21 protein-coding genes are annotated in these 23,277 nt (G+C 55.8%); 20 read left to right on the top strand and 1 reads right to left on the bottom strand.

Annotated elements, in window-relative coordinates; all coding sequences use genetic code 11:
• The first annotated feature begins 56 nt into the window (after nt 1–56).
• The 6 genes from tldD to B0B09_RS16825 all read left to right on the top strand — a co-directional run bounded on the left by tldD (nt 57) and on the right by B0B09_RS16825 (nt 7,177).
• A complete protein-coding gene (tldD, locus tag B0B09_RS16850; RefSeq protein WP_076661180.1) occupies nt 57–1,478 on the top strand; it encodes a metalloprotease TldD in 1,422 nt (473 codons plus the stop codon).
• Nucleotides 1,479–1,643: 165 nt separating this feature from the next.
• Entirely contained in the window at nt 1,644–2,783 is a 1,140-nt protein-coding gene (dprA, locus tag B0B09_RS16845; RefSeq protein WP_207552171.1) for a DNA-processing protein DprA, read from the top strand.
• A gap of 105 nt (nt 2,784–2,888) precedes the next feature.
• A complete protein-coding gene (gene topA / locus B0B09_RS16840) occupies nt 2,889–5,489 on the top strand; it encodes a type I DNA topoisomerase (RefSeq protein ID WP_076661063.1) in 2,601 nt (866 codons plus the stop codon).
• Between the two features lie 84 nt (nt 5,490–5,573).
• The gene (locus B0B09_RS16835; RefSeq protein ID WP_076661062.1) at nt 5,574–6,269 is read left to right on the top strand and encodes a CoA transferase subunit A; all 696 of its coding nucleotides are present in this window, start codon (nt 5,574–5,576) and stop codon (nt 6,267–6,269) included.
• Between the two features lies 1 nt (nt 6,270).
• Complete coding sequence (locus tag B0B09_RS16830) at nt 6,271–6,894, top strand: 3-oxoacid CoA-transferase subunit B (RefSeq protein WP_076661061.1); 624 nt, start codon at nt 6,271–6,273, stop codon at nt 6,892–6,894.
• Nucleotides 6,887–7,177: a GNAT family N-acetyltransferase gene (locus B0B09_RS16825; RefSeq protein WP_242654489.1), complete on the top strand. Its 291-nt coding sequence runs from the start codon at nt 6,887–6,889 to the stop codon at nt 7,175–7,177. Before B0B09_RS16830 ends, B0B09_RS16825 begins: the two co-directional genes overlap by 8 nt.
• Here B0B09_RS16825 and B0B09_RS16820 read toward each other — a convergent pair.
• Complete coding sequence (locus B0B09_RS16820) at nt 7,174–8,010, bottom strand: lytic transglycosylase domain-containing protein (RefSeq protein ID WP_076661060.1); 837 nt, start codon at nt 8,008–8,010, stop codon at nt 7,174–7,176. The two genes, B0B09_RS16825 and B0B09_RS16820, sit on opposite strands and share 4 nt — an antisense overlap.
• Before the next feature lie 353 nt (nt 8,011–8,363).
• Here B0B09_RS16820 and B0B09_RS16815 point away from each other — a divergent pair, with 353 nt between their 5' ends.
• The 14 genes from B0B09_RS16815 (at nt 8,364) to B0B09_RS16750 (ending at nt 23,268) form a co-directional block, all read left to right on the top strand.
• Nucleotides 8,364–8,552, top strand: coding sequence for a Flp family type IVb pilin (locus tag B0B09_RS16815; RefSeq protein ID WP_076661059.1), 189 nt, complete (start codon nt 8,364–8,366; stop codon nt 8,550–8,552).
• 210 nt (nt 8,553–8,762) lie between these two features.
• A complete protein-coding gene (locus tag B0B09_RS16810) occupies nt 8,763–8,951 on the top strand; it encodes a Flp family type IVb pilin (protein WP_110549998.1) in 189 nt (62 codons plus the stop codon).
• Nucleotides 8,952–9,296: 345 nt separating this feature from the next.
• Entirely contained in the window at nt 9,297–10,133 is an 837-nt protein-coding gene (gene cpaB, locus B0B09_RS16805) for a Flp pilus assembly protein CpaB (protein WP_076661058.1), read from the top strand.
• 224 nt (nt 10,134–10,357) lie between these two features.
• Complete coding sequence (locus B0B09_RS16800) at nt 10,358–11,788, top strand: type II and III secretion system protein family protein (RefSeq protein ID WP_076661057.1); 1,431 nt, start codon at nt 10,358–10,360, stop codon at nt 11,786–11,788.
• Nucleotides 11,789–11,803: 15 nt separating this feature from the next.
• On the top strand, nt 11,804–12,448 hold the full coding sequence (locus B0B09_RS16795) for an OmpA family protein (RefSeq protein ID WP_076661056.1): 645 nt from the start codon (nt 11,804–11,806) through the stop codon (nt 12,446–12,448).
• A gap of 255 nt (nt 12,449–12,703) precedes the next feature.
• On the top strand, nt 12,704–13,948 hold the full coding sequence (locus B0B09_RS16790) for a CpaE/TadZ family protein (RefSeq protein ID WP_055296105.1): 1,245 nt from the start codon (nt 12,704–12,706) through the stop codon (nt 13,946–13,948).
• An 11-nt stretch (nt 13,949–13,959) separates the two neighbouring features.
• Nucleotides 13,960–15,420: a TadA family conjugal transfer-associated ATPase gene (locus B0B09_RS16785; RefSeq protein WP_076661055.1), complete on the top strand. Its 1,461-nt coding sequence runs from the start codon at nt 13,960–13,962 to the stop codon at nt 15,418–15,420.
• 5 nt (nt 15,421–15,425) lie between these two features.
• Nucleotides 15,426–16,391, top strand: coding sequence for a type II secretion system F family protein (locus B0B09_RS16780; RefSeq protein WP_055296107.1), 966 nt, complete (start codon nt 15,426–15,428; stop codon nt 16,389–16,391).
• A gap of 10 nt (nt 16,392–16,401) precedes the next feature.
• A complete protein-coding gene (locus B0B09_RS16775; RefSeq protein WP_076661054.1) occupies nt 16,402–17,373 on the top strand; it encodes a type II secretion system F family protein in 972 nt (323 codons plus the stop codon).
• 6 nt (nt 17,374–17,379) lie between these two features.
• The gene (locus B0B09_RS16770; protein WP_076661053.1) at nt 17,380–17,943 is read left to right on the top strand and encodes a tetratricopeptide repeat protein; all 564 of its coding nucleotides are present in this window, start codon (nt 17,380–17,382) and stop codon (nt 17,941–17,943) included.
• Nucleotides 17,944–17,970: 27 nt separating this feature from the next.
• On the top strand, nt 17,971–18,825 hold the full coding sequence (locus B0B09_RS16765) for a tetratricopeptide repeat protein (protein ID WP_076661052.1): 855 nt from the start codon (nt 17,971–17,973) through the stop codon (nt 18,823–18,825).
• Nucleotides 18,826–18,837: 12 nt separating this feature from the next.
• A complete protein-coding gene (locus B0B09_RS16760; RefSeq protein ID WP_076661051.1) occupies nt 18,838–19,323 on the top strand; it encodes a prepilin peptidase in 486 nt (161 codons plus the stop codon).
• 125 nt (nt 19,324–19,448) lie between these two features.
• Nucleotides 19,449–20,759: a DUF8689 domain-containing protein gene (locus B0B09_RS16755; protein WP_076661050.1), complete on the top strand. Its 1,311-nt coding sequence runs from the start codon at nt 19,449–19,451 to the stop codon at nt 20,757–20,759.
• 103 nt (nt 20,760–20,862) lie between these two features.
• Nucleotides 20,863–23,268 carry a ligase-associated DNA damage response DEXH box helicase gene (locus B0B09_RS16750; RefSeq protein ID WP_076661049.1) on the top strand — a complete coding sequence of 802 codons (2,406 nt, stop codon included), beginning with the start codon at nt 20,863–20,865 and terminating at the stop codon, nt 23,266–23,268.
• Nucleotides 23,269–23,277 lie beyond the last annotated feature (9 nt).

Raw genomic sequence — 23,277 nt, 5'->3', positions numbered from 1 at the left:
TATTGCGTCAAACAGACGCTTTCGTGACAAAATTCACGCCGCACAAGGAAAAACCCATGTCCACAGACCCGTTTCGCCCGTTTGAAACCAATCTAGATCAGGATACCGCCCTTGTGCTGTTGCGTGAAGCGACCGCCGGCGCCGATGATGGCGAACTGTTTCTCGAGCGCCGCAAGTCCGAGGTAATCTCATTCGACGACGGGCGCATTAAAACCGCCAGTTTTGACGCATCCGAAGGCTTTGGCCTGCGCGCCGTGCGGGGGGAAACCGCAGGTTATGCCCATTCCACCACCATTGACGAACATGCGCTGAAGCGTGCCGTTGCCACCGCGCGCCTTGCCGTCGGAGACGGTGGCGGCACCATGTCCGCAGCCCCCGCTGGCACCAACCGCAAGCTTTATTCAGACGATGATCCGATGCTGCAAGCCACCTTTCCCGCCAAGATTGACCTTCTGCGCGAGATTGACGCTTTCGCCCGCGCCCTTGACCCGCGTGTCGTGCAGGTATCAGCCACCATTGCCGCGTCCCATCAGGAGGTCCTGATCCTTCGTCCGGAAGGCACGCTTGTGACCGATACGCGCCCGATGTCACGCCTCAACATCAGCGTGATCGTCGAGGAAAACGGCAAGCGTGAAAGCGGCGGCATGGGTGGCGGTGGTCGTGCGGGCCTGATCGGGCTGATTGGTCGCGATCACTGGGAACCTGTTGCGCGTGAAGCGCTGCGCATCGCTTTGGTCAACCTTGATGCCGAACCCGCCCCAGCGGGTGTGATGGATGTGGTGCTCGGCCCGGGATGGCCCGGTATTTTGCTGCACGAGGCAATCGGCCACGGCCTTGAGGGTGATTTCAACCGTAAAGGCTCTAGCGCGTTTGCGGGGCTGATGGGCCAGCAGATTGCCGCCAAGGGTGTGACCGTGCTGGATGATGGGACCATCCCTGACAGGCGCGGGTCGATCACGGTAGATGACGAGGGCACGCCCAGCGCCAAAAATACGCTGATCGAAGACGGTGTGCTTGTGGGCTATATGCAGGACCGCCAGAACGCCCGCCTGATGGGGGTCGCCCCCACAGGCAACGGACGGCGCGAAAGTTTCGCGCATGCGCCCATGCCGCGCATGACAAATACCTATATGCTGGCCGGTGACGCCGCACCTGAAAGCCTTGTTGCCGATCTTAAAGACGGCATTTATGCGGTGGGGTTTGGTGGCGGTCAGGTGGATATCACCAATGGCAAATTCGTCTTCAGTTGCACCGAGGCCTACCGCGTGAAGAACGGTGTTGTCGGCGCGCCCGTCAAAGGCGCCACTTTGATCGGGGACGGAGCCACAGCGCTAAAACAGATCCGTGGGATCGGCAATGACCTTGCGCTTGACCCCGGCATCGGCAACTGCGGCAAAGCGGGCCAGTGGGTGCCGGTTGGTGTCGGGCAGCCTAGCCTGATGATTGGCGGGCTGACGGTGGGTGGCGCGGCTGCATAGGATGATTCCTTTTAGTGACGGAGAGGGCGCGGATGTCGTTTCGCGGCCCCGCCGCGCCAGAATTGCAAGATTTCTGCATTTTCAACATATTTAATGTTAATCCGGTAAGAACTCGTTAACTCCGCTCCGCCTACAGTTGTCTTGCAATATGGCGGAGCCTTCAGGATGACCGGAACAAACGCTTCTTCCACTCACCCCCCACTCCTACCCACCACGGAAGAGGACCCGTTCAACCGGCTCCGCCTATTGCGCTCACGCCGGGTTGGCGTTGCAACATATCACCGGCTGCTGGCAGAACACGGCAGCGCGGCTGATGCGTTGCGTGCCTTGCCCGATATCGCCAAATCTGCCGGTGTCAGCGGCTATGAAGCCTGTTCTGAAGGTGTGGTTTCGGCGGAACTCAAAGCAGGAAAGGCCGCAGGGGCGCAATTGGTGATGCATGGATCACCGACCTATCCTGCGTCCCTTTACGACATTGCCGATGCGCCACCACTCATGTGGGTGATGGGAAAAACGGCGCTGCTACAAAAGCCGATGATCGCACTTGTCGGCGCGCGGAATGCGTCCTCGTTGGGGACACGCATGGCAAAACGATTGGCCGAGGATCTGACAAAAGCAGGCTTTGCAGTGGTTTCGGGACTTGCGCGCGGGATTGATGCGGCGGCCCACCACGGCGCACTTGCTGGTGGGACCGTTGCGGTCATGGCTGGCGGTGTCGATACAATATATCCTGCAGAAAACACGCAACTGGCACAGGACATCGCCAAACACGGGGTGCGTCTGTCGGAAATGCCGATGGGCCTGCAACCGCAGGCACGCCATTTTCCCATGCGCAACAGAATCATTTCCGGTCTCGCCCGCGCCGTCGTGGTGGTTGAGGCTGCAGGGAAATCTGGCAGCCTGATCACTGCCCGCAATGCGCTGGATCAGGGGCGTGATGTTCTGGCCGTGCCGGGCCACCCGCTTGATGCCCGTGCCTGGGGATGCAACCTTTTGATCCGCGATGGTGCAACCCTCGTCCGCTGCGCTGAAGATGTCATCGATGCATTGACGCCGGTCGATACGACGCAGGAAGCCCCTGCAACTGATCTGCCTGAAGCGGCCCCACCGGAACGTTCGCTGCGCGACATCGCCGCCTTGCATTCGAAAATTCTGTCACGCCTCAGCGCAGCACCCATCGCCGAAGACCAACTGATGCGCGATATAAAGGTGACAGCGACAGATGTGGCACCCGTCCTTATCGATCTGGAGCTGGATGGCAAAATCACGCGGCACGCAGGTGGTTTACTGGCGCGGGTTGTCTGAGATTACGGCAATTACGCGCAAAGATTTTTACCCTCATTGACATTCGGCAGGCAGACGCCACATCTTGCGCGACTTAAGGAACCGTATTGTCTGTAAAGGATTCTCATGCCCGTTGTCGTTGTCGAATCCCCTGCGAAGGCCAAGAAAATAAACGGCTATCTGGGCAGCAACTATACTGTTCTCGCGTCCTACGGACACGTCCGCGACCTGCCGCCAAAGGACGGTTCAGTCCTGCCTGATGAAGATTTCGACATGAAATGGGAAATCGCATCGGACAGTAAAAAGCACATCAAGGCGATCGTTGACGCGCTCAAAAACGACAATGAACTGATCCTCGCAACCGACCCCGACCGCGAAGGCGAAGCGATTTCGTGGCACCTGACCGAGGCGCTGATCGCCAAGAAAGCGATCAAGAAAGACACACCCGTCAGCCGCGTGGTATTCAACGCCATCACGAAATCCGCCGTTACCGAGGCGATGAAAAACCCCCGCCAGGTGGATGAACCCTTGGTCGACGCCTATCTGGCCCGCCGCGCGCTGGATTATCTGGTAGGCTTCAACCTCTCCCCTGTTTTGTGGCGCAAACTGCCCGGCGCAAAGTCTGCTGGCCGCGTTCAGTCCGTTTGCCTGCGCATCATCGTCGAACGCGAGATGGAGATCGAGGCCTTCCGCAATCAGGAGTACTGGACGGTCAAGGCGCTTTTGCAGTCGCCACGCGGTCAGACATTCGAAGCACGCCTGACCACGCTGGCAGGCAAAAAGCTGGATAAATTCGATCTGGGCAATGCCACACAGGCTGAAATGGCCGTACAGGCCATCAATTCGCGTGATCTGGTGATCCAGTCGGTCGAGGCGAAACCGGCCACGCGCAACCCTTCGCCACCTTTCATGACCTCAACCCTGCAGCAAGAGGCCAGCCGCAAATTCGGTATGGGCGCCAAACAAACCATGAGCGTCGCCCAGCGTCTTTATGAAGCAGGTCTGATTACCTACATGCGGACCGACGGCATCGACATGGCGCCCGAGGCTGTCACCGGTGCCCGCGATGCGATCAAGGCCAAATTCGGCGAAAAATATCTCCCCGACCAGCCCCGGATCTACAAAAACAAAGCCAAGAACGCGCAGGAAGCACACGAGTGTATCCGCCCGACCGAAATGTCGGTCAGCACCGAAGATGCAAAAATCGCCGACGCCGATCAGCGCAAACTCTACGACCTGATCTACAAACGCACGATGGCCAGCCAGATGGCCGCCGCCCGTCTGGAACGCACTGTCGTTGATATTACCAGCGCCGATGAGCAGGTTGTATTGCGCGCGAACGGGCAAGTGATGGTCTTTGACGGTTTCATCGCGATCTATGAGGAAGGAAAGGACGATACGGTTGTCGATGATGACGACAAGCGTCTTCCACAACTGAGCGCTGGCGAAAAGGCCGAGAAAAAGTCGGTTGATCCGGAACAACACTTCACACAGCCACCGCCCCGCTATACCGAAGCGACGCTGGTCAAGCGCATGGAAGAATTGGGGATCGGCCGCCCGTCGACCTATGCCTCGATCGTGACAACGATTCAGGATCGCGGCTATGTCGAGAAAGACAAGAACCGCTTGATTCCACAGGATAAAGGGCGTTTGGTGACGGCCTTTCTGACGAATTATTTCCGAAAATACATCGGCTATGATTTCACCGCCGATCTGGAAAACCAGCTTGATGAGGTCAGCGCAGGCGCAGCTGACTATAAAAAGGTGCTGGCCCAGTTCTGGCGCGATTTCTCTGCCGCCATCGCCGAAACTGCGGATTTGCGCATTACGGAAGTATTGGAAAAAATCAACGAGGTGCTGGAACCCCATCTGTTCCCGCCGACCGAGGACGGAAGTGATCCGCGCCTTTGCCCCAACTGTGGGGCCGGGCGTCTGTCGATGCGGACAGCGCGGTCCGGTGGCGCGTTCATCGGCTGCTCGAACTATCCCGAATGTCGTTATACGCGGCCTTTCGGTCCGCCTAACCCCGAGGCTGAGGCCTCTGCTATTCCGCCTGAAGGTAAACTGCTTGGCACGGATGACGGCGACGAAATCCGCATCTTCAAAGGCCGCTTTGGCCCCTACGCCCAACGCGGTGAAGTGACCGAAGAGAACAAAAAACCGCCCCGACAGGGTATCCCGGCAGAGTGGGAGCCAGAGGACGTGACACTGGATCAGGCACTGATGTTGCTGTCGCTGCCGCGCGAACTCGGCCCGCACCCCGAAGACGGGATTCCGGTCTGGGCCAATATCGGACGCTACGGACCGTACCTGAAGCACGCGGAAAGCACATCGCATCGCGGTGGGACCAACGCCAACCTCGAGAGCATTGATGACGTCTGGACCGTGGGGATGAACCGTGCGGTGCAGCTTTTGGCGGAAAAAGTGGCGTCACGTGGCGCACGTGGCAAAGCTGCTGTGCCGATCCGTGAATTGGGCGAACACCCCGAAGCAGGCGGTCCGGTCAATATTTATGACGGCAAATACGGACCTTACGTGAAATGGGAAAAAATCAACGCGACGATCCCTGACACGGTTGAACCGTCCGAACTGACGCTGGCGCAGGCAGTGCATCTGATTGACGAGCGCGCAGAGAAGGCCGGCAAAAAGAAACCGGCCCGCAAAAAAGCCCCCGCCAAGAAGACCGCTGCCACCAAAAAGAAACCGGCGGCCAAGAAAGCCGGCTGACGGCAATTCTGCGTCGCGGCAATTTATTGACTCTCCCGGTGTTGGGCGGCACAACTTGTGCAAATCACGCCGGAGAGTTCGTCAATGAAAAAGATCTACCCTAACGCGGCCGCAGCTCTTGATGGGCTTTTGCACGATGGCATGTTTATCGCTGCGGGCGGTTTTGGCCTTTGCGGCATCCCCGAGCTCTTGTTGAGCGCGATCCGCGATGCAGGCACCAAGGACCTGACTTTCGCGTCCAACAATGCCGGCGTTGACGACTTCGGTATCGGCATTTTGCTGCAAACCAGTCAGGTCAAAAAGATGATCAGCTCTTATGTTGGTGAAAACGCCGAATTCATGCGTCAGTACCTGTCGGGCGAGCTCGAGCTGGAGTTCAACCCCCAAGGCACATTGGCCGAGCGCATGCGCGCAGGCGGCTGCGGTATTCCGGGTTTCTATACCAAGACCGGCGTAGGCACCGTGATTGCCGAGGGAAAAGAACACAAGGATTTCAACGGCGAAACCTATATCCTCGAAGAGGGCATCTTTGCCGATCTGGCGATTGTGAAAGCGTGGAAAGCCGATGCAACCGGCAACCTTGTGTTCCGCAAGACCGCCCGCAATTTCAACCCGCCCGCCGCGATGTGCGGCAAGGTCTGTGTGGTCGAGGTGGAAGAAATCGTCCCGACAGGGAGCCTTGATCCCGATAGCATTCATTTGCCAGGCATCTATGTCCACCGTTTGATCCAAGGGGATCACGAAAAGCGGATCGAGCAACGCACAGTGAGGAGCGCATAACATGTGGGACCGTAATCAGATGGCCGCGCGCGCCGCACAGGAACTGCAAGACGGCTGGTATGTGAACCTCGGGATCGGCATCCCGACGCTGGTTTCTAACTACATCCCCGAAGGGATCGAAGTGACCCTGCAGTCCGAAAACGGGATGCTGGGCATGGGGCCTTTCCCGATCGAAGGCACCGAGGACGCAGACCTGATCAATGCGGGCAAGCAAACGATCACCGAACTGCCGCAAACCGCGTATTTTGACAGCGCGCAGTCCTTTGGCATGATCCGTGGCGGCAAGATCGCCATGGCGATCCTGGGCGCAATGGAAGTTGCCGAGAACGGTGATCTGGCCAACTGGATGATCCCCGGCAAGCTGGTGAAGGGTATGGGCGGAGCGATGGATCTGGTCGCAGGCGTTGGCCGCGTGGTTGTGGTGATGGATCACACAAACAAGCATGGCGAAAGCAAAGTCCTCAAGGCATGCACGCTGCCATTGACAGGCAAAGGCGTTGTTGACCGCATTATCACCAATCTCGGTGTGCTGGATGTTGTCGAGGGTGGACTGAAGATTGTCGAAATTGCTGATGGCGTGACCGAAGACGAACTGCGCGCCGCAACCGAGGCGGTGATTGTCTGACCTTTCGGTCATGCACGAAGAGAATGGCAACAAAGGCCGCTATTATATCGTGCATGGATCGGGAAAAAGCGAACTGACCTATTCTGTGGTGTCGTCCAAGCAGGTGATTGCTGACCACACAGAGGTAGCAAGCGGTCATGAGGGCGAAGGCGTGGGACTTATGCTGTTGCGCGAATTTGTTGCGGATGCGCGCAGCAAAGGTTTCCAGATCCTGCCTCTGTGTCCCTTCGTGAACGCACAGCGGCGCAAACACCCAGAATGGTCCGATGTGTTTTCGGTCTAAATGCCGTTCACATTGAATACGCAAGCATCTGTAATAAGTTCAGGCGGCGTCTGACACAGACCTTTGGCAACCTGCCACGCCGCCAGCACCTTGGGCACATAGGCCCGCGTTTCCGAAAACGGCGGCACACCCTCATAGCGGCGCACGTTGCCTTCTCCGGCATTATAACCCGACAGTGCCAGCAAAGCGTCATTCTCGAAGTGGTCAAGCAACCACTCGAGATAAGCCACGCCACCTTTGATGTTTTGTGCAGCATCCGTACTGTCATTCACACCAAACCGCGTTGCTGTATCGGGCATCAACTGCATCAGACCGGTTGCTCCGGCTGAACTCACAGCGTCAGTGCGTCCCGCACTTTCGACCGAGATCACAGCAAGGACCAATGCAGGCGACACGGAAGTGCCGACAGTCTCGATCAAGATGCTACGTCCATGCGCTGTGGCGATATTCTGCAATGACTGCAATCGCGGAGAGGGGACACCCTGCCCCTCTGGAGGATCATTCAGTTGCGCGATTGCTTTTTGGAACCGGACCGCCCCCTGCGCGCCAATATCGGTCGGGACTGTGGTCCAGAACCATTCAAGCCCCGACGGCTGCGGCACCGCAATAGCGCCAGCGGCCGCAACCGGTTCTGGCTCTGGGTCGGCATAAACTGGTCCGAGGCGGGGTGCGTTTGGGTCAATCTGAACGGTGATGCGACTCGTTGTACCAGCACTCGGCACCGGAACACGCTTGAACGTGAAATCCGGCAAGAGACGCTCAACCTCGGCAAACACAGGGGCTGAGGCGAGAATCGCGCTGATCAGCGCTAAGCTCGTTAATTTACGACTCATTTTCAGACCTGCTCTCGGCTTTTTGTTCATTTAAAGATGGCAGAAAGTCGCCGAAAAGCCAGAACTTTGAGAACAATCGAACTGGTTTCAGCATAATTGGCAACTTTGGCGCAACGAATTTCCGCGAAGATGAACGGAAGGTGAATATTTCTTTCATTTAAAAACAGCCACTTACAAGTTCCTCCGTGAATTTTCCGCTCTGATGCGAAAAAAACTGATTGATGCCAAAGTGCTGCCCCATTCAGATGGCTATATCTGCTTATCCAAGGCGGTGCTCGCGTTAGCTTATCTTGTAAGCCAGATGCCGACGCGGAACAAAACTAAATCTGCAAATACCCTGAGGAGGGATTACAATGCTTAACTTTATTAAAAACTTCCGTAATGACGAAGACGGTGCTGTCACAGTTGACTTCGTTGTTCTGACAGCGGCAATCGTTGTTCTGGGCCTCGCAGTAGGCGGCGCAATCAGCTCAGGCGCACAGGATCTGGCAAACGACATTGAGACACAGCTCGATACACAAGGCGACGAGCTGAACCAATAAGCGTTAGCTGTCTTGGGGCGCCATGCGCCCAAGACCAAAAGCTTGATGTCGCGCCCACTCAAAGGCGGCGCGACATCGCCCCGAAAGCCCTGATTGCACGTAAAACCATGTACACGTTGTGATTTCGGGAAGGCATCGCGAACGTCATAAAAGACGTTGTCTTGCGACAATTACTTTAGGTTCAATTTGAAGCCGGAGGCCCGAGCAATCATGAAGAAGTTCCAAAACTTTCTGAACGACGAGGACGGTGCGATCACCGTTGATTTCGTGGTGCTCACAGCGGCTATTTGTTTGCTGGGCTTTACTGTTGTTAATGCTTTCAGCGGCAGTGCTGAAGATCTTGCCAATGATACATCGGCGAAAATGCGAGAACAGTGCATTCACTCTGCCTGCGATTAATGCAAAACGGCGTCGGCCGATATTTAGATTGTTGCGTCCCATAAGCGGATGCAGTTCATGATCTAGAATTAATTCTATCTTTAACGTCGTATGCGTTCATATACTGGTTGATCGTCGCACATTAATCGGATTAGGGCGCGCACGAGTTTGGCGCGTGCATCAGAAACGCGCATTGTAGTCACCTCACTCTCTTGTATTATCTATCTCCACAATGTCTGGTACAGTGACTGTTTGGCGACATAATATAGATATGCTCTTAGGTTACTTGAAAAGCGTGACCTGCGGCGGCAGAGAGAGATTAAGTGCGCCATCCATCATGATGGCCCGGAAGCTAGAGGTGAAGATATGCGTGCTCTTTTTGGATTAGTTCTGTTGATCGGGATGGGTCTTGCCGGTTTTGCCGTTTATATGGTGAACCAGTATATGGAAACGCAGGCGTCCCAATTGGAGCGTGAGCGGCAGCGGTCTGCAACAGCCATCCGCACTGTGGATATATATGCGCCTTCGCGGTCGCTGACATATGGTGACCTGCTGACAGTAGATGATGTCAAAGTCATCAAGTATGCGCGCGATTATTTGCCCGATGGCGTGTTTGCAACCGAAGAAGAGCTGTTTCCCCAAGGTCTAAACGTGCCGCGCGTGGTCCGCATCCCCATGCAGGCGAATGAACCGATCTTGAACGCGAAAGTGACAGAAGCAGGTGCGCCCCAAGGCATTACCGCGCTGCTTGATCCCGGCATGCGGGCCTTTCCGCTGCCAAATAGCATGACCGAGGCATTTGCAGGCGATCTGCGAACTTCAGATCGGATTGACCTTTATTGGGTTGGTCGCGTGGATCGCGGACAAAACATTTCGCGCTTGGTGAAAAGTCGGCTTGAGATTATTTCTATGGGTGAAGCTGATGCGCGCGGCAGAGGCGCTGGCGTTATTCTTCAAGTATCGCAAGAAGATTTTGCAGATCTGCAAGTGCTTCAGGCCGCAGGGTCACTGTCACTCACACCCGTCGGCCGTGACGATCTTGAGGCAGGCGATACCACGATTGAAACCAACATCCGTGATGTCCTTGGAATTGTGGAAGAAGTACGTGCACCAGAGCCAGAGGTTGTCGAGGAAGAACGCTGCTTCGTCACCCAGCGCAACGGCACCGAACGCATTCAAGTCGAAGTCGAATGCGCCAACTGATTTGGCCAATGCGCTGAATTAGCGATATCCTTCTTGCGCCCCGCTAAATCTTGTGTGGGGCGCATCAATATACACACTGCCTAGCAAGTGTTGCGTTTAATCCACATTCGCTCTGCCCTCCAACACCTTGATTCTTGCAATAAATATGGTTCTGCCTCATGGTCAGGAGATCATGGGCGGGAAGACCCGTTAAAACGAGGCGTGATCGGAGAGGCAGGTCACTTATGAAATATGACAAATTCTTAAAGGCAGCTATTGCTGGCTTAACGTTGTCGCTTACTGCGGCAGCACCAAGTATCGCACCGGCCGAAACGTTGCGCGTTCTGCGCGGCGCGGCATCCAGTGCACTAAGCGTTCCGATGAGTCGGGCCGTTGTTGTGGAGAGCGACGTGCCCTTCACCGAACTTTCGATTGCGAACCCCGGCATCGCGGATATCTCGTCTTTGTCGGACCGCACAATCTACGTTCTGGGTAAAGAACCCGGCCGCACAACCCTGACCCTTCTGGGTGAGAACGGGCGTCTGATTACGAACGTCGAAGTGCATGTTTCCCCTGACATGGCAGAATTCAAAGAGCGTCTGACGCAGATTCTGCCCGGCGAAAACATTGAAGTCCGTACCGCAAACAACGGTATCGTACTGTCCGGCACAGTAAGCTCGATCGCACGTCTTGATCGGGCACTGGACCTTGCAGAACGCTACGCTCCCGATCGCGTCTCAAACCTGATGACAGTCGGTGGCACACAGCAGGTGATGCTGAAAGTTCGTTTCGCAGAAATGCAGCGTTCCGTCAGTAAAGCACTGTCGTCGTCGCTTGCACTGTCCGGTCTTGGATTCGGTGACGATGTCGGCATCACGGGCGGTACAAACCGCACTGTCGGGCAAGGTGCGATCAACGGAGCCCTTAGCAACTCTGTTCCCACTTCAAACTCCAACAACGGCGCTTTCGTCTTTGGCTTTGGTGCAGGTAGCCTCGAAGTAGGCATCTTGCTTGAAGCGCTGGAAACACGCGGTGTTGTACGGTCTTTGGCAGAGCCAAACCTGACAGCGCTCAGCGGTCAGGAAGCAACTTTCCTTGCCGGTGGCGAGTATCCGGTACCATCTTCGAACGACGGTGGAACGATCACGGTTGAATATAAACCGTTTGGTGTCGAGCTTAGCTTTATTCCTCGTGTGATTGATGGTGACATCATCAACCTGGAACTCAGCGCAGCCGTATCTGCGATCGACCCTTCCAGCGGCTTTCAGGCAAACGGCTTCTCTGTCGATGCTTTCAGCCGTCGCGAAACATCGACCACAGTTGAGATGCGTGATGGCGAAAGCTTCGCAATCGCCGGATTGCTCTCAGATGACTTCAACGACTTGAATGGTCAGGTGCCATGGGTCGGGGATATCCCTGTCCTTGGTGCACTGTTCAGAAGCGCTGAATTCTCACGTCGCCAGACAGAACTGGTGATTATTGTGACGCCACATCTTGTGTCACCGACACGGGGCGAAGCGTTGGCGTTGCCAACGGATCGTGTGCGCCCACCCACCGAACAAGGGCTATTCCTTTTCGGCCAAGTGGCCCGGACAGGTGGTCCATCAACAGGTGGTGCAGGCGAAGTGGCACGCCAGGACTTTAGCGGGTCCTACGGCTATGTCCTTGACGAATGATTGGAGCGTAAGTCGATGAAATACATAATGACAGCAGCCATCGCGGCCGCAACACTGAGCGCCTGCTCATCCGCTGACAGGCAAATCGCATCCGCTTCGTTCTTTACTGAGGCAGGGTCAACGATCGACTCTGGTGATTTTGGCGAAGCCACAATGAACAACCGTCTGGTTCAGACAGGTGCACAGGATTACACGATCAATCTTGCGCGTCGTTTTGCAGCCGATGTGAACACAACGGTAAACTTTGCCTTCAACTCCACAGTTCTGGACGCCGATGCGCGTGCAACACTGGTGAGACAGGCAGACTGGATCCGTCAGTTCCCAGAAGTGCGCTTCAAAGTCTACGGCCATACTGACCTTGTTGGTAGCCAAGGCTATAACCGTTCACTCGGGTTGCGCCGTGCGCAAACAGTTGTGTCGTTCCTGGCGTCACAAGGGATCGATCGTAGCCGACTGGAAGCAGTCGTTTCCTTCGGCGAAACACAGCCGCTTGTTGTGACCGAGGGACGCGAGCGTCGCAACCGCCGCACGGTCACAGAGGTGACAGGATTCGTTGAGAACGATCCAATGCTGCTGAACGGTAAATACGCCGCGCTTATCTTCCGCGAATATGTTGCAAGTGCTGCTCCGGAAACCGAGACTGTGGCAGACGGCCTATAAAAAGACGCGCTTTCGCGCTTCGTTGACGCCGGATTCTTTATCCGGCGTCAACATTTGACCAAGGAATTGCAAATCGTCGCAAATATCTGCACAGTCGAGATGATTTGGTCCTATTATCGACAAATTTCCCAGTAACGATTGGACCATGAGTTGGTTTTATTGCCATGGTTTAGGCAAACCTGGCCAGTATAGTAGGTGAGTCTTACTACTGGCTGGTGATTTTGAGTGGAATTAAGTGATGGGGACATCAAGAAGATGAGTACAAGCCCAGTTGTCCAAAGCGACCCGCCACAGATCGTGGCGTGCACGATAAGCCGTGACGTGCAGAACTTTGATCTTTTGATCGAAGACATGGAAGCAGCATTGGGCGATGCATGGGGTGACCTGAGCTTTGAGGATGCCATTGCATTCCTTGGACAACCGGATGCACGCGGTCTGCAGTTTGTCACACTCGCTATGGATGCCGAGGACGAAGATAATCTTGCAACCATCTCCGAAGTTATAGCTTCCGCCAAAGCGGCTTCGGTGAAAGTGATCCTTATCGCAGAAGATGTGAGCCCCACCGCGCTGCACCAGCTTTTGCGCGAAGGCGGAGACGAATTTGTCCCCTACCCTCTTCCTGAGAATGAACTGGCGCGTGCAATTGAACGCGTTTTGACCAAACAGGAAACGCCTGCGCCGCAGAGCGGTGAAAAAGGGTTTAAGGTGAGTGGCGACCGTTCGGGGGTTATCATTCCGATTCACGGACTTGCAGGGGGGACCGGCGCTACCATGTTGGCCGTCAATCTTGCATGGGAACTGGCAATCATTGACAAGAAAGACCCGCCAAAGGTCTGCCTGATCGACCTCGACTTTCAGTTTGGCTCGGCCTCGACATATCTTGACCTGCCACGCCGCGAAACCGTTCTCGAATTGCTGACTGACACAGCATCGATGGATGCGGAGGCCTTCATGCAGGCGACTCTGACCTATGGTGACAAGCTGCATGTGCTGACCGCCCCGATGGACATGATTCCGCTTGATATGATCACACCGGATGACATCACGCGCGTGATCCAGATGGCCGCCAGCAACTTTGACTATGTCATCATTGATATGCCTTCAACGATGGTGGAATGGTCCCAGACCGTACTTGAAATGGCACATGTCTATTTCGCGATGATTGAGCTTGATATGCGTTCAGCGCAGAATACACTGCGTCTCAAGCGTGCGCTACAATCCGAAGATCTGCCGTTTGAGAAAATACGTTTTTTGCTGAACCGTGCGCCTGGATTTACCGACATGAACGGGAAAAGCCGTGTGAAGCGCCTGTCAGACAACCTTGGTATTTCCATCGAAGTCCAACTGCCCGATGGCGGCAAACCAGTCGTGCAGGCGGCCGACCACGGCGCCCCCATGGCGGACACCGTCCCAAAGAATGCCTTGCGCAAAGAAATTATGAAGCTCGCGAAGTCGATCCATGATGTCAACCAAGCAGATACAGCCGAAGCGAATGCTTGAGAGGTAAAACGATGTTTTCAAAATACAAAAAGCCAAATCTACCAAAAGATGCCGGCGCGGTCGCACCTGCGGCACCTTCCAAAGTTGACGTAGCCGCTATTGCTGCCGCAAAGCCAGATGACGGGCGCAAGCCACTTCACAAAACAACCCAGGCACGCCGTCCGGGCGAAGTGGCCCCGATGGACAAGGAAAAGCGTCGCAAGGAACGTTTGGGCGAAATCAAGCTGGAGCTGCACAAGGCCCTGCTGGACAACCTGAACCTTGCAGCGCTTGAAACCGCCTCAGAACAGGAGCTGCGCTCGGAAATTAACGCAATCGCGAACGAGACCCTTGAAGATATGGGTATCGTCCTGAACCGCGATGAGCGCCAGACCCTGAGTCAGGATCTTTTCTTCGAGGTGACCGGCCTTGGTCCGCTGGAGACGCTGCTCAAAGACGAGACCGTGAACGATATTCTGGTCAACGGCCCGCAACAGATCTTTGTGGAACGTGACGGACGTCTGGAACTAACGGACATTACCTTCAAGGACGAACGGCACCTGTTGCGGATTATCGACAAGATCGTGTCTGCGGTTGGTCGCCGTGTTGATGAATCCAACCCATATGTTGACGCCCGACTTGCCGATGGCTCGCGTTTCAACGCAATGGTGCCGCCTATTGCGGTGGACGGCTCGCTTGTTTCCATTCGTAAGTTCAAGAAGGACAAGCTTGGCATCGAAGAGCTTGTCAAGTTTGGCGCCTTTACGGAAGAAATGGCCGCCTACCTTCAGGCGGCGGTGTCCACCCGCCTCAATATCATCGTTTCCGGCGGTACAGGTTCCGGCAAAACCACAACGCTTAACGCACTTTCCGGCTTTATCGACGACGCCGAACGTATTTTGACAATCGAGGATACAGCGGAACTTCAGCTGCAGCAAACGCACGTGGGCCGCATGGAAAGCCGTCCGCCCAACGTGGAGGGCAAAGGCGGTGTTTCCCAGCGGGACTGTCTGAAAAACGCCCTGCGGATGCGTCCTGACCGCATCATCGTAGGTGAGACGCGTGGCGAAGAAGTGATCGACATGTTGCAGGCGATGAACACCGGCCACGACGGATCCATGACAACGATCCACGCCAACAGTGCGCGTGATGGTGTGTCACGTCTGGAAAATATGATCGCGATGGCCGGTATTGAAATGCCGATCAAAGCGATGCGCAGCCAGATTTCTTCGGCTGTGAACCTTATCGTGCAGGCGTCTCGCCTGCAGGATGGTTCGCGTCGCATGACATCCATCACCGAAATCACCGGTATGGAAGGTGATGTCATCTCGATGCAGGAAATTTTCCGGTATCAGCGCGTTGGTCTGACCCCTGACAACAAAATCATCGGTCACTTCACGGCAACCGGTGTGCGCAGCCACTTCTCTGAGCGCTTCAAGCTTTGGGGTTATGACCTTCCACCTGCCATCTTTGAACCGATGGTCGCGGAGTAAACGACATGATTTCAGTCGAACCACTTATCTACGTTCTGATCTTTGTTGCCGTTCTGGCACTTGTTCAGGGTGCCTATCTTGTCATCTTTGGCAAGTCGATAAGCATGGACGGCAAGGTCAACCGCCGTCTGGATATGCTCGACAAAGGCGGAAGTCGCGAACAGGTTCTGGATCAACTCCGCAAGGAGATGACCCAGCATATGAAGTCACAGAGTATTCCCGTTTACTCTTTGCTGGCTGACCGCGCGCAAAAGGCAAATATTGCATTCACACCGGTGCAACTGATGCTGTTGATGGTTGTGCTGAGCGGTGTTTCCTTTGCCCTTTTGACGGCACTTACGGCCGTTGGTGTCCCGATCCGCGCACTCGTTGCGGTTCTTATGGGGATCGGGAGCGTCTATGTCTGGGTAAACGGCAAAGCCAAAAAGCGGATGAGTATGCTTGCTGAACAGCTGCCGGAAGCGGTGGAATTGATGGTGCGTTCGCTGCGCGTGGGTCACCCGTTCTCATCCGCCGTCGCCATCGTTGCACGCGAAATACCTGACCCCTTGGGCACGGAAATGGGCATGATCTCTGACGAGGCCGCCTACGGCCGCGATATGGGGGAAACCCTCAAGGCAATGGCGGAACGGCTCGACAATCAGGATATGCGCTTTCTGGCGGTTGCCGTGACGATTCAGCAAACGTCCGGTGGTAACCTTGCCGAAATTCTGGACGGTCTGGCGAAGGTGATCCGCGCACGGTTTCGCCTTTTCCGTCGCGTTGCGGCGATCACGGCTGAGGCGAAATGGTCCGGTAATTTGCTGTCCGCATTCCCGGTTTTGGCATTGCTCGGTATCAATCTTGTCAAACCGGATTATTACGATGAAGTTATGACAAGCCCGCTTTTCATTCCAGCTGTTCTGATCGTGGTTGCATTCCTCGTGGTGAACCTCATTGTGATGCGGGCATTGGTCGATATTAAAGTTTGAGGGGGACCAGATGGAAAATATCCAAACAATGATCATCGATCAGCTGGGGCCCTACGGTCCTTTGATGATCGTCGGTTTGCTCGGCGTCTTTCTTATTTTGGTGACACTGCCAGTGTTGCTGAAGCGCGAAGTTGACCCGCTTGACCGGATCAAAGCGGCAAATACTTCAGCTGATGCCGGGAAAAAGGGTAAAGGCAAGCAGCTGCGCTCCGCCTCCGGCAAGGACAAACTCGAGAAATACGCGAACTTTCTCGAACCGCAGAACGCCGACGAATACTCTGCAATCAAACTAAAATTGATGCAGGCCGGTTACCGTGGCAAGAACTCGGTGCGGATTTACAACTTTCTACAATTCGCATTGGGTATCTTTGGCCTTCTATGCGGCGGCGCATACACTCTCTTTCAAATGACAACAGGTGTCGAGGCCACGACCCAGCAACTCGCGATGTGGATCCTGATTCCTGGTGGTTTTGGTTACGTCATGCCAAAATACTGGGTGACACGTCGCCAGCAAATGCGTCAGGAAGCAATCATCAACGCGTTCCCTGACAGTCTTGATATGATGCTGGTCTGCGTCGAGGCCGGTCAGTCTTTGGATCAGTCCATCATCCGTGTCGCACGCGAGCTGAAATCCGGCTTTCCTGATCTCGCTGATGAATTCGAAATCGTCAGCCAAGAGGCCAAAGCCGGTAAAGACAAAAATACGGTTCTCAAGGATATGTCAGATCGTTGTGGTGTTCCGGATATTGCCAGCTTTGTCACTGTGCTGGTGCAGTCTTCGCAATTTGGTACGTCCATTGCCGACGCGCTGCGGGTTTATTCCGCAGAGATGCGCGACAAACGCGTGATGCGCGCCGAGGAGAAGGCGAACAAGCTGCCGACGAAAATGACGCTTGCAACCATGATGCTGACGGTACCGCCACTGATGGCAATGCTGATTGGCCCCTCAATCTATGCGATTGCCGTCAACCTGGGAGGCTAATCCACCATGAAGCTACGGCCGCTTGGTATTAGCCTTGTCATGTTCTTCTTGGCCGCCTGCGCGACAGGCGGCCTTAATCGTTCTCCGGATGGCGTCTTTGCGCCCGGCGTTGCCCGCGGTGAGAGTGCCGACGGCCTGATCGTTGGTCACCGCCTGATGGCCGCAGGTGAGTATGAATTGGCCCTGAAAGCCTATAACCGCGCGGCCGCACAGCAGGGCCTGAATGTTGATACGATGTCCGCTATCGGTTCGGCCAACCTCAATCTGGGGCGTTTGGGACAGGCCGAACGTTGGCTCCGCCGCGCCGTCGAGGAAGACCCGACATTCCCCCCCGCCTGGAATAATCTTGGCGTCATCTTGATGGAAAGGGGCAATGTCAGTGAGGCAAGCGAGGTTTTCCGTCGCGCATTTGCCGCGGATAACGGAAATTCGGACGAAATCCGCGACAATTTGCGCTTAGCGCTCGCAAAATTAGAAAATCCGATCAATAATGACGAACAAGAATATCAGAACTTTAATCTGATCCGGCGCGGTGCAGGTGATTTTGTATTGATGTCGGAACCACTATAGGCAAGAGCAGCAAGAGGACGCAGAAACATGCGCCACCCAATTATACTGACGCTTTTTGCGGCAACCGTCGGGTTGGCCGCTTGTGAACAATCAGGCGAGGCACAGGTCGAACGTGCCATGCAAGATATCAATGTAGTCGACGAAACCAACCTCAACGATGTGATGCTAACAGTCGGAGACCCCGATGAGGCCGTGCGATACTTCGCCAACGCCAATGCCAATGACCCCGGGCGGATCGACCTGCAGCGCGGCTTGGCAAAGTCACTGATCCGCGCCAAGCGACCAGCTGAGGCGATCACAGCATGGCAGGCTGTTGTCGCAAACGAAGATGCGACGAACACCGACCGCGTTGAACTGGCCGATGCATTCATCCGCGCAAATCAGTGGGACGAAGCGGCGGCGACGCTCAATACCGTGCCCCCCACATATGAGACATTCCAGCGTTACCGACTTGAGGCGATGGTCGCCGACAGTCGTCAGCAGTGGGACAAGGCGGACAGTTTCTATGAAACAGCTGTCGGCCTGACGACACGCCCCGCGACAGTTTACAACAACTGGGGTTTCTCCAAGCTGACACGGGGCGATTATGCCGCAGCAGAACGCCTCTTTGGAGATGCGCTGCGCTTTAACAGCAATATGTTCACAGCCAAGAATAACCTGGTTCTGGCACGCGGTGCACAGCGCAACTATTCCATCCCTGTCATCCCGATGACCCAGATCGAGCGGGCCCAACTGATGCACACGATGGCGCTTGCCGCGATCAAGCAAAACGACATCACAATCGGCAAATCGTTGCTGAATGACGCGATCAATACGCATCCACAACATTTTGAGGAAGCGACGCGTGCGTTGGAAGCTCTTGAAAACAACACGTCCAACTAGGCGCAATCAGGAATGACAGCCTACGCAGCCTACTGGTTTCTTCCGGCCGTCATTCCGCTGGCGTTGTTCATTTCATGGAACGACATGCGCGACATGAAGATCACCAATAAAACGGTGGCTGTCATGCTTGTCGTCTATGCGGTGCTCGGGCCTTTTGCCTTTGGATGGGAAACGTATCTGTGGCAATGGCTGCATTTTCCCATCGCGCTGGTGGTCTGTATGGCGCTTTGGGCCTTGCGTGTCATGGGCGGCGGAGACGCCAAACTCATCGCCGCGATGGCCCCCTTCTTTGTCATGTCAGATCTCGAAATGATTTTGCGTGTTTTCGCCGCAAGCCTGCTTGCGGCCCTGTTTGTACACACGCTGTTTCGGCTTACACCGCTGAAACGGCCCGTAGCAGAGTGGAAAAGCTGGAACGCTGGCCGGTACTTCCCCAAAGGCTTCCCGTTAAGCATGACGCTTGTACTATATCTGGGACTTGTTGCCGTTTATCGCTGATAACTTTTGCAATGCCTTGGACAGGCACATGTTTATTCACTATTTTGCCATAGTTTCCACTACACTCCTCGGCAACTGCCGCTGAGTCTGCGGCCAGGATGTGATTTTGATGGGCGGGACCTGATATGAATGTTCAAACAAACGGTGTAATGGCGCCCCCGGCGCCGCGCAGCCTCGAAGCCATGCTTTTGCCAATGGCCATGATGCGCGACATCTTGATCAAGACGATGTTCCGCATGAACCTTGATCTGGTGTCGGCGATCAGCCGTGCCATCTGCCTGCCAATACCTGTCACACAGGAACTGGTTGACATGGCACGGGGCCAGCTTTTGCTAGAGGCGACTGGTACACTCAACGCCAATAGCGGCAACGAAATGGGCTATCAGCTGACAGACGCAGGCCGTGCGCGCGCACTCGATGCACTTGGCCAGTCCGAATACTATGGCGCGATGCCAGTACCGCTCGATATCTATCGCCAGCAAATCCAGCGCCAGTCGATCCGCAACATCCAACTGACCCGCGACCAGTTGCAAACAGCGATGGGGCACCTTGTTCTGCCGGAAGACCTGTTGTCCAACCTCGGCCCTGCGGTTAGCGCCGGTCGTTCGATCCTGATGTACGGACCACCCGGTAACGGTAAATCCTCGATCTCGAACGGTATCCGTGACGCTTTGGGCGATAAAATCTACGTGCCGCGCGCGATCGAATATTCTGGTCAGGTGATCACCGTTTATGACCCGATCGTCCATAGCGCCGCTGAAGACGACGTGGATGACCCCAACAGCCTGCGCCGCACATCCGGCCGCTTTGACACCCGCTATGTGCGTTGCGAACGCCCCACCGTGATTACCGGCGGTGAATTGTCGCTGTCGATGCTTGACCTCGTCTATAACCCGACAGCGCGGACCTATCAGGCGCCTTTGCAGCTGAAATCCACCGGCGGCATCTTCATCGTGGACGACCTTGGCCGTCAGGCCGAACCACCGCAGACGCTCGTGAACCGCTGGATTGTTCCACTGGAAGAAAACAAGGATATTCTTGCCCTGCAATCAGGTGAAAAGTTCGAAGTGCCCTTCGATACGCTCGTTGTGTTCTCGACCAACTTCCACCCGAATGCGATCTTCGATAAGGCGGCCCTTCGCCGTATTTTCTACAAGATCAAGATTGACGGCCCAAATCAGGAAGACTTCCTCAAGATTTTTGCCATGGTCGCACGCAAACGCAAAATGCCGCTGGACGAGGATACGCTCGTGCATCTGCTGAACGTCCGCTATCCGGAAATCGACAACGTCTACGCGAACTATCAGCCAATCTTTTTGATCGACCAGATGATTTCGATCTGCGAATTTGAAGGCATCCCATATCAGATGTCGCCCGAATTGATTGACCGTGCATGGGCCAACATGTTCGTGAAAGAAGAAGATATCGTTCACTAGCATTTCCCGGAATGGGCCCCCGCATGGGGGCCTGTTTCATTGCTTAGCGTGCAAAACGTAAGGTGCGTCTTGACGCACGACCCCCGCACGTCACCTTAGCAGCATGACTACCCTGCCCCCCATTTTTCAAGATTGGTTCACCTCCCGCGGCTGGAGCATCCACCCGCATCAGCAGGCCATGCTTGATCAAGCGGCAAGCCCTGCCTTGATGCTGATCGCACCCACGGGTGGCGGCAAGACACTGGCCGGATTCCTGCCATCCCTGATCGAACTCGCAGACGGTACGCACGAAGGTCTGCATACGCTCTACGTCTCGCCGCTCAAAGCGCTCGCCGCTGACATCAAACGCAACCTGCGCCGCCCTGTCGAAGAAATGGGTCTGCCCATCCGGATTGAGGACCGCACAGGCGATACAACTTACACCCAAAAACGCCGCCAACGCGCCGACCCGCCCCATATCCTGCTGACGACGCCCGAATCTCTCGCCCTGCTCACGAGCTATGAGGACGCGCCGCGCATCTTCAAAGGCCTGCAGCGTATTATCGTCGATGAGATCCATGCACTGGCCGAGAGCAAACGTGGCGATCAACTCATGCTCGCCCTCAGCCGCCTGCAAACCCTTGCCCCTGACCTGCGGCGGGTAGGCCTCTCGGCAACAGTGGAAGATCCGGCCGCCATCGCGCGCCAACTTGCCCGCCACCCCGATCCTTGCGACATCATCAACGCCGATCCCGGCCCTGATCCGGATATCGCGATGCTGGTCACGCAAGAGAGACCGCCGTGGTCAGGCGGCGGCGCGAAATATGCGATCCCTGCCGTGCTCGAAGAGGTCAAGAAACACAAAACGACGCTGATCTTTCACAACACCCGCGCCCAGGCCGAGATTTTCTTTCACAACCTCTGGCTTGCCAATACCGACGACCTGCCCATCGGCATCCACCACGGCAGTCTTGCCCGCGAACAACGCGAACGGGTTGAGGCCGCATTGGTCGCGGGGCAATTGCGCGCCATCGTCTGCACAGGTTCGCTTGATCTTGGTATCGACTGGGGTGACGTAGATCTGGTGATCCAAGTTGGCGCACCCAAGAACGTCAAACGTCTGGTCCAGCGCATCGGACGCGCGAACCACCGCTACAATGCACCGTCCAAGGCGCTTTTGGTGCCTGCGAACCGCTTTGAAGTCGTCGAATGTGTCGCCGCACTTGAGGCCGTCAAGGCGCATGATCTTGACGGTGACCCCAAAGGCGCAGGCCCCCGTGACGTGCTGTGCCAGCACATTCTGATCACCGCTTGCGCCGGTCCCTTCGACGCAGATGCGCTTTACCGCGAAATCAGGACTGTCGGCGCCTACCGTGATCTGTCGCGCGCAGCCTTTGATGACTGTCTCGATTTCTGCGCCACCGGCGGCTATGCCCTGCGCGCCTATGACAAATGGAAACGCCTGCTCCAAACCGCAGACGGACGCTGGCAGTTGCGCGACCCGCGGGCGGCGCTACGTATCCGCATGAACATCGGAACCATTCAAGACACAGATACCCTCAAGGTGCGCATGAAGGGCAATTACAAACCCTTGGGCGAGGTCGAAGAGGCTTTCGCTGCCACCCTGACCCCCGGTGATACTTTCCTGATCGGCGGACAAGTTGTCCGCTACGAGAACCTGAAGGAAATGACAGTCGAGGTATCGCGCCGCGCTGATAAAACGCCGAAAATCGCCACCTTCATGGGCACGAAATTCGCCAACTCTACCCAGCTGTCGGAGCGCATTTTGCGCATGTTTAACCAACCCGACTGGCCTGAACTGCCCGCACATACCGCTGAATGGCTTGGCCTGCAGCGTAAATTCTCAAAACTGCCCGAGGCGGACCGTATTCTGGTGGAAAGCTTCCCGCACGAAGGCCGCTATCATCTGTGCATCTACGGTTTCGCAGGTCGTAACGCGATGCAGACCCTTGGCATGCTTGTCACGCAGCGCATGGAAGAGTTGAACCTGCATCCCATGGGTTTTGTCTCAACGGACTATGCCACACTGATCTGGGGCCTTGATCCTGTCACGGACCCGAACCCCTTGCTGCAACCCGACAATATGCGCGCGGATTTTGAAACGTGGTTGTCTGGCAATGCGGTGATGAAACGCACATTCCGTGGTGCGGCCACGATTGCCGGTCTGATTGAACGCAACCTGCCCCAAGCCCGCAAAAGCGGGCGACAGGCCACGTTTTCCTCCGATATTCTCTATGACACCCTGTCCAAATACGATCCCGATCACCTCATGCTGCGCATCACCCGCGAAGAGGCCATGCGCGGGCTGGTCGATTTTGGCCGGATCGAAGAAATGCTGACACGCACCGCAGGTCGCATCGACCACCTGAACCTTGACCGCGTGACCCCGCTTTCCCTACCCATGTTCCTTGAACAGGGGCGGATCGCCGTTGCGGGCGCGGGCCGGGAACGCCTGATGGAGGAAGAGGCCGCCCGACTGATGGCTGCCGCTGGCGTGTCATCGCTTTGACGCTTGAAC

This window comes from Yoonia rosea (genome assembly GCF_900156505.1).
Classification (GTDB): Bacteria; Pseudomonadota; Alphaproteobacteria; order Rhodobacterales; family Rhodobacteraceae; genus Yoonia; species Yoonia rosea.
This window is presented reverse-complemented; position numbering and strand designations above follow the sequence as displayed.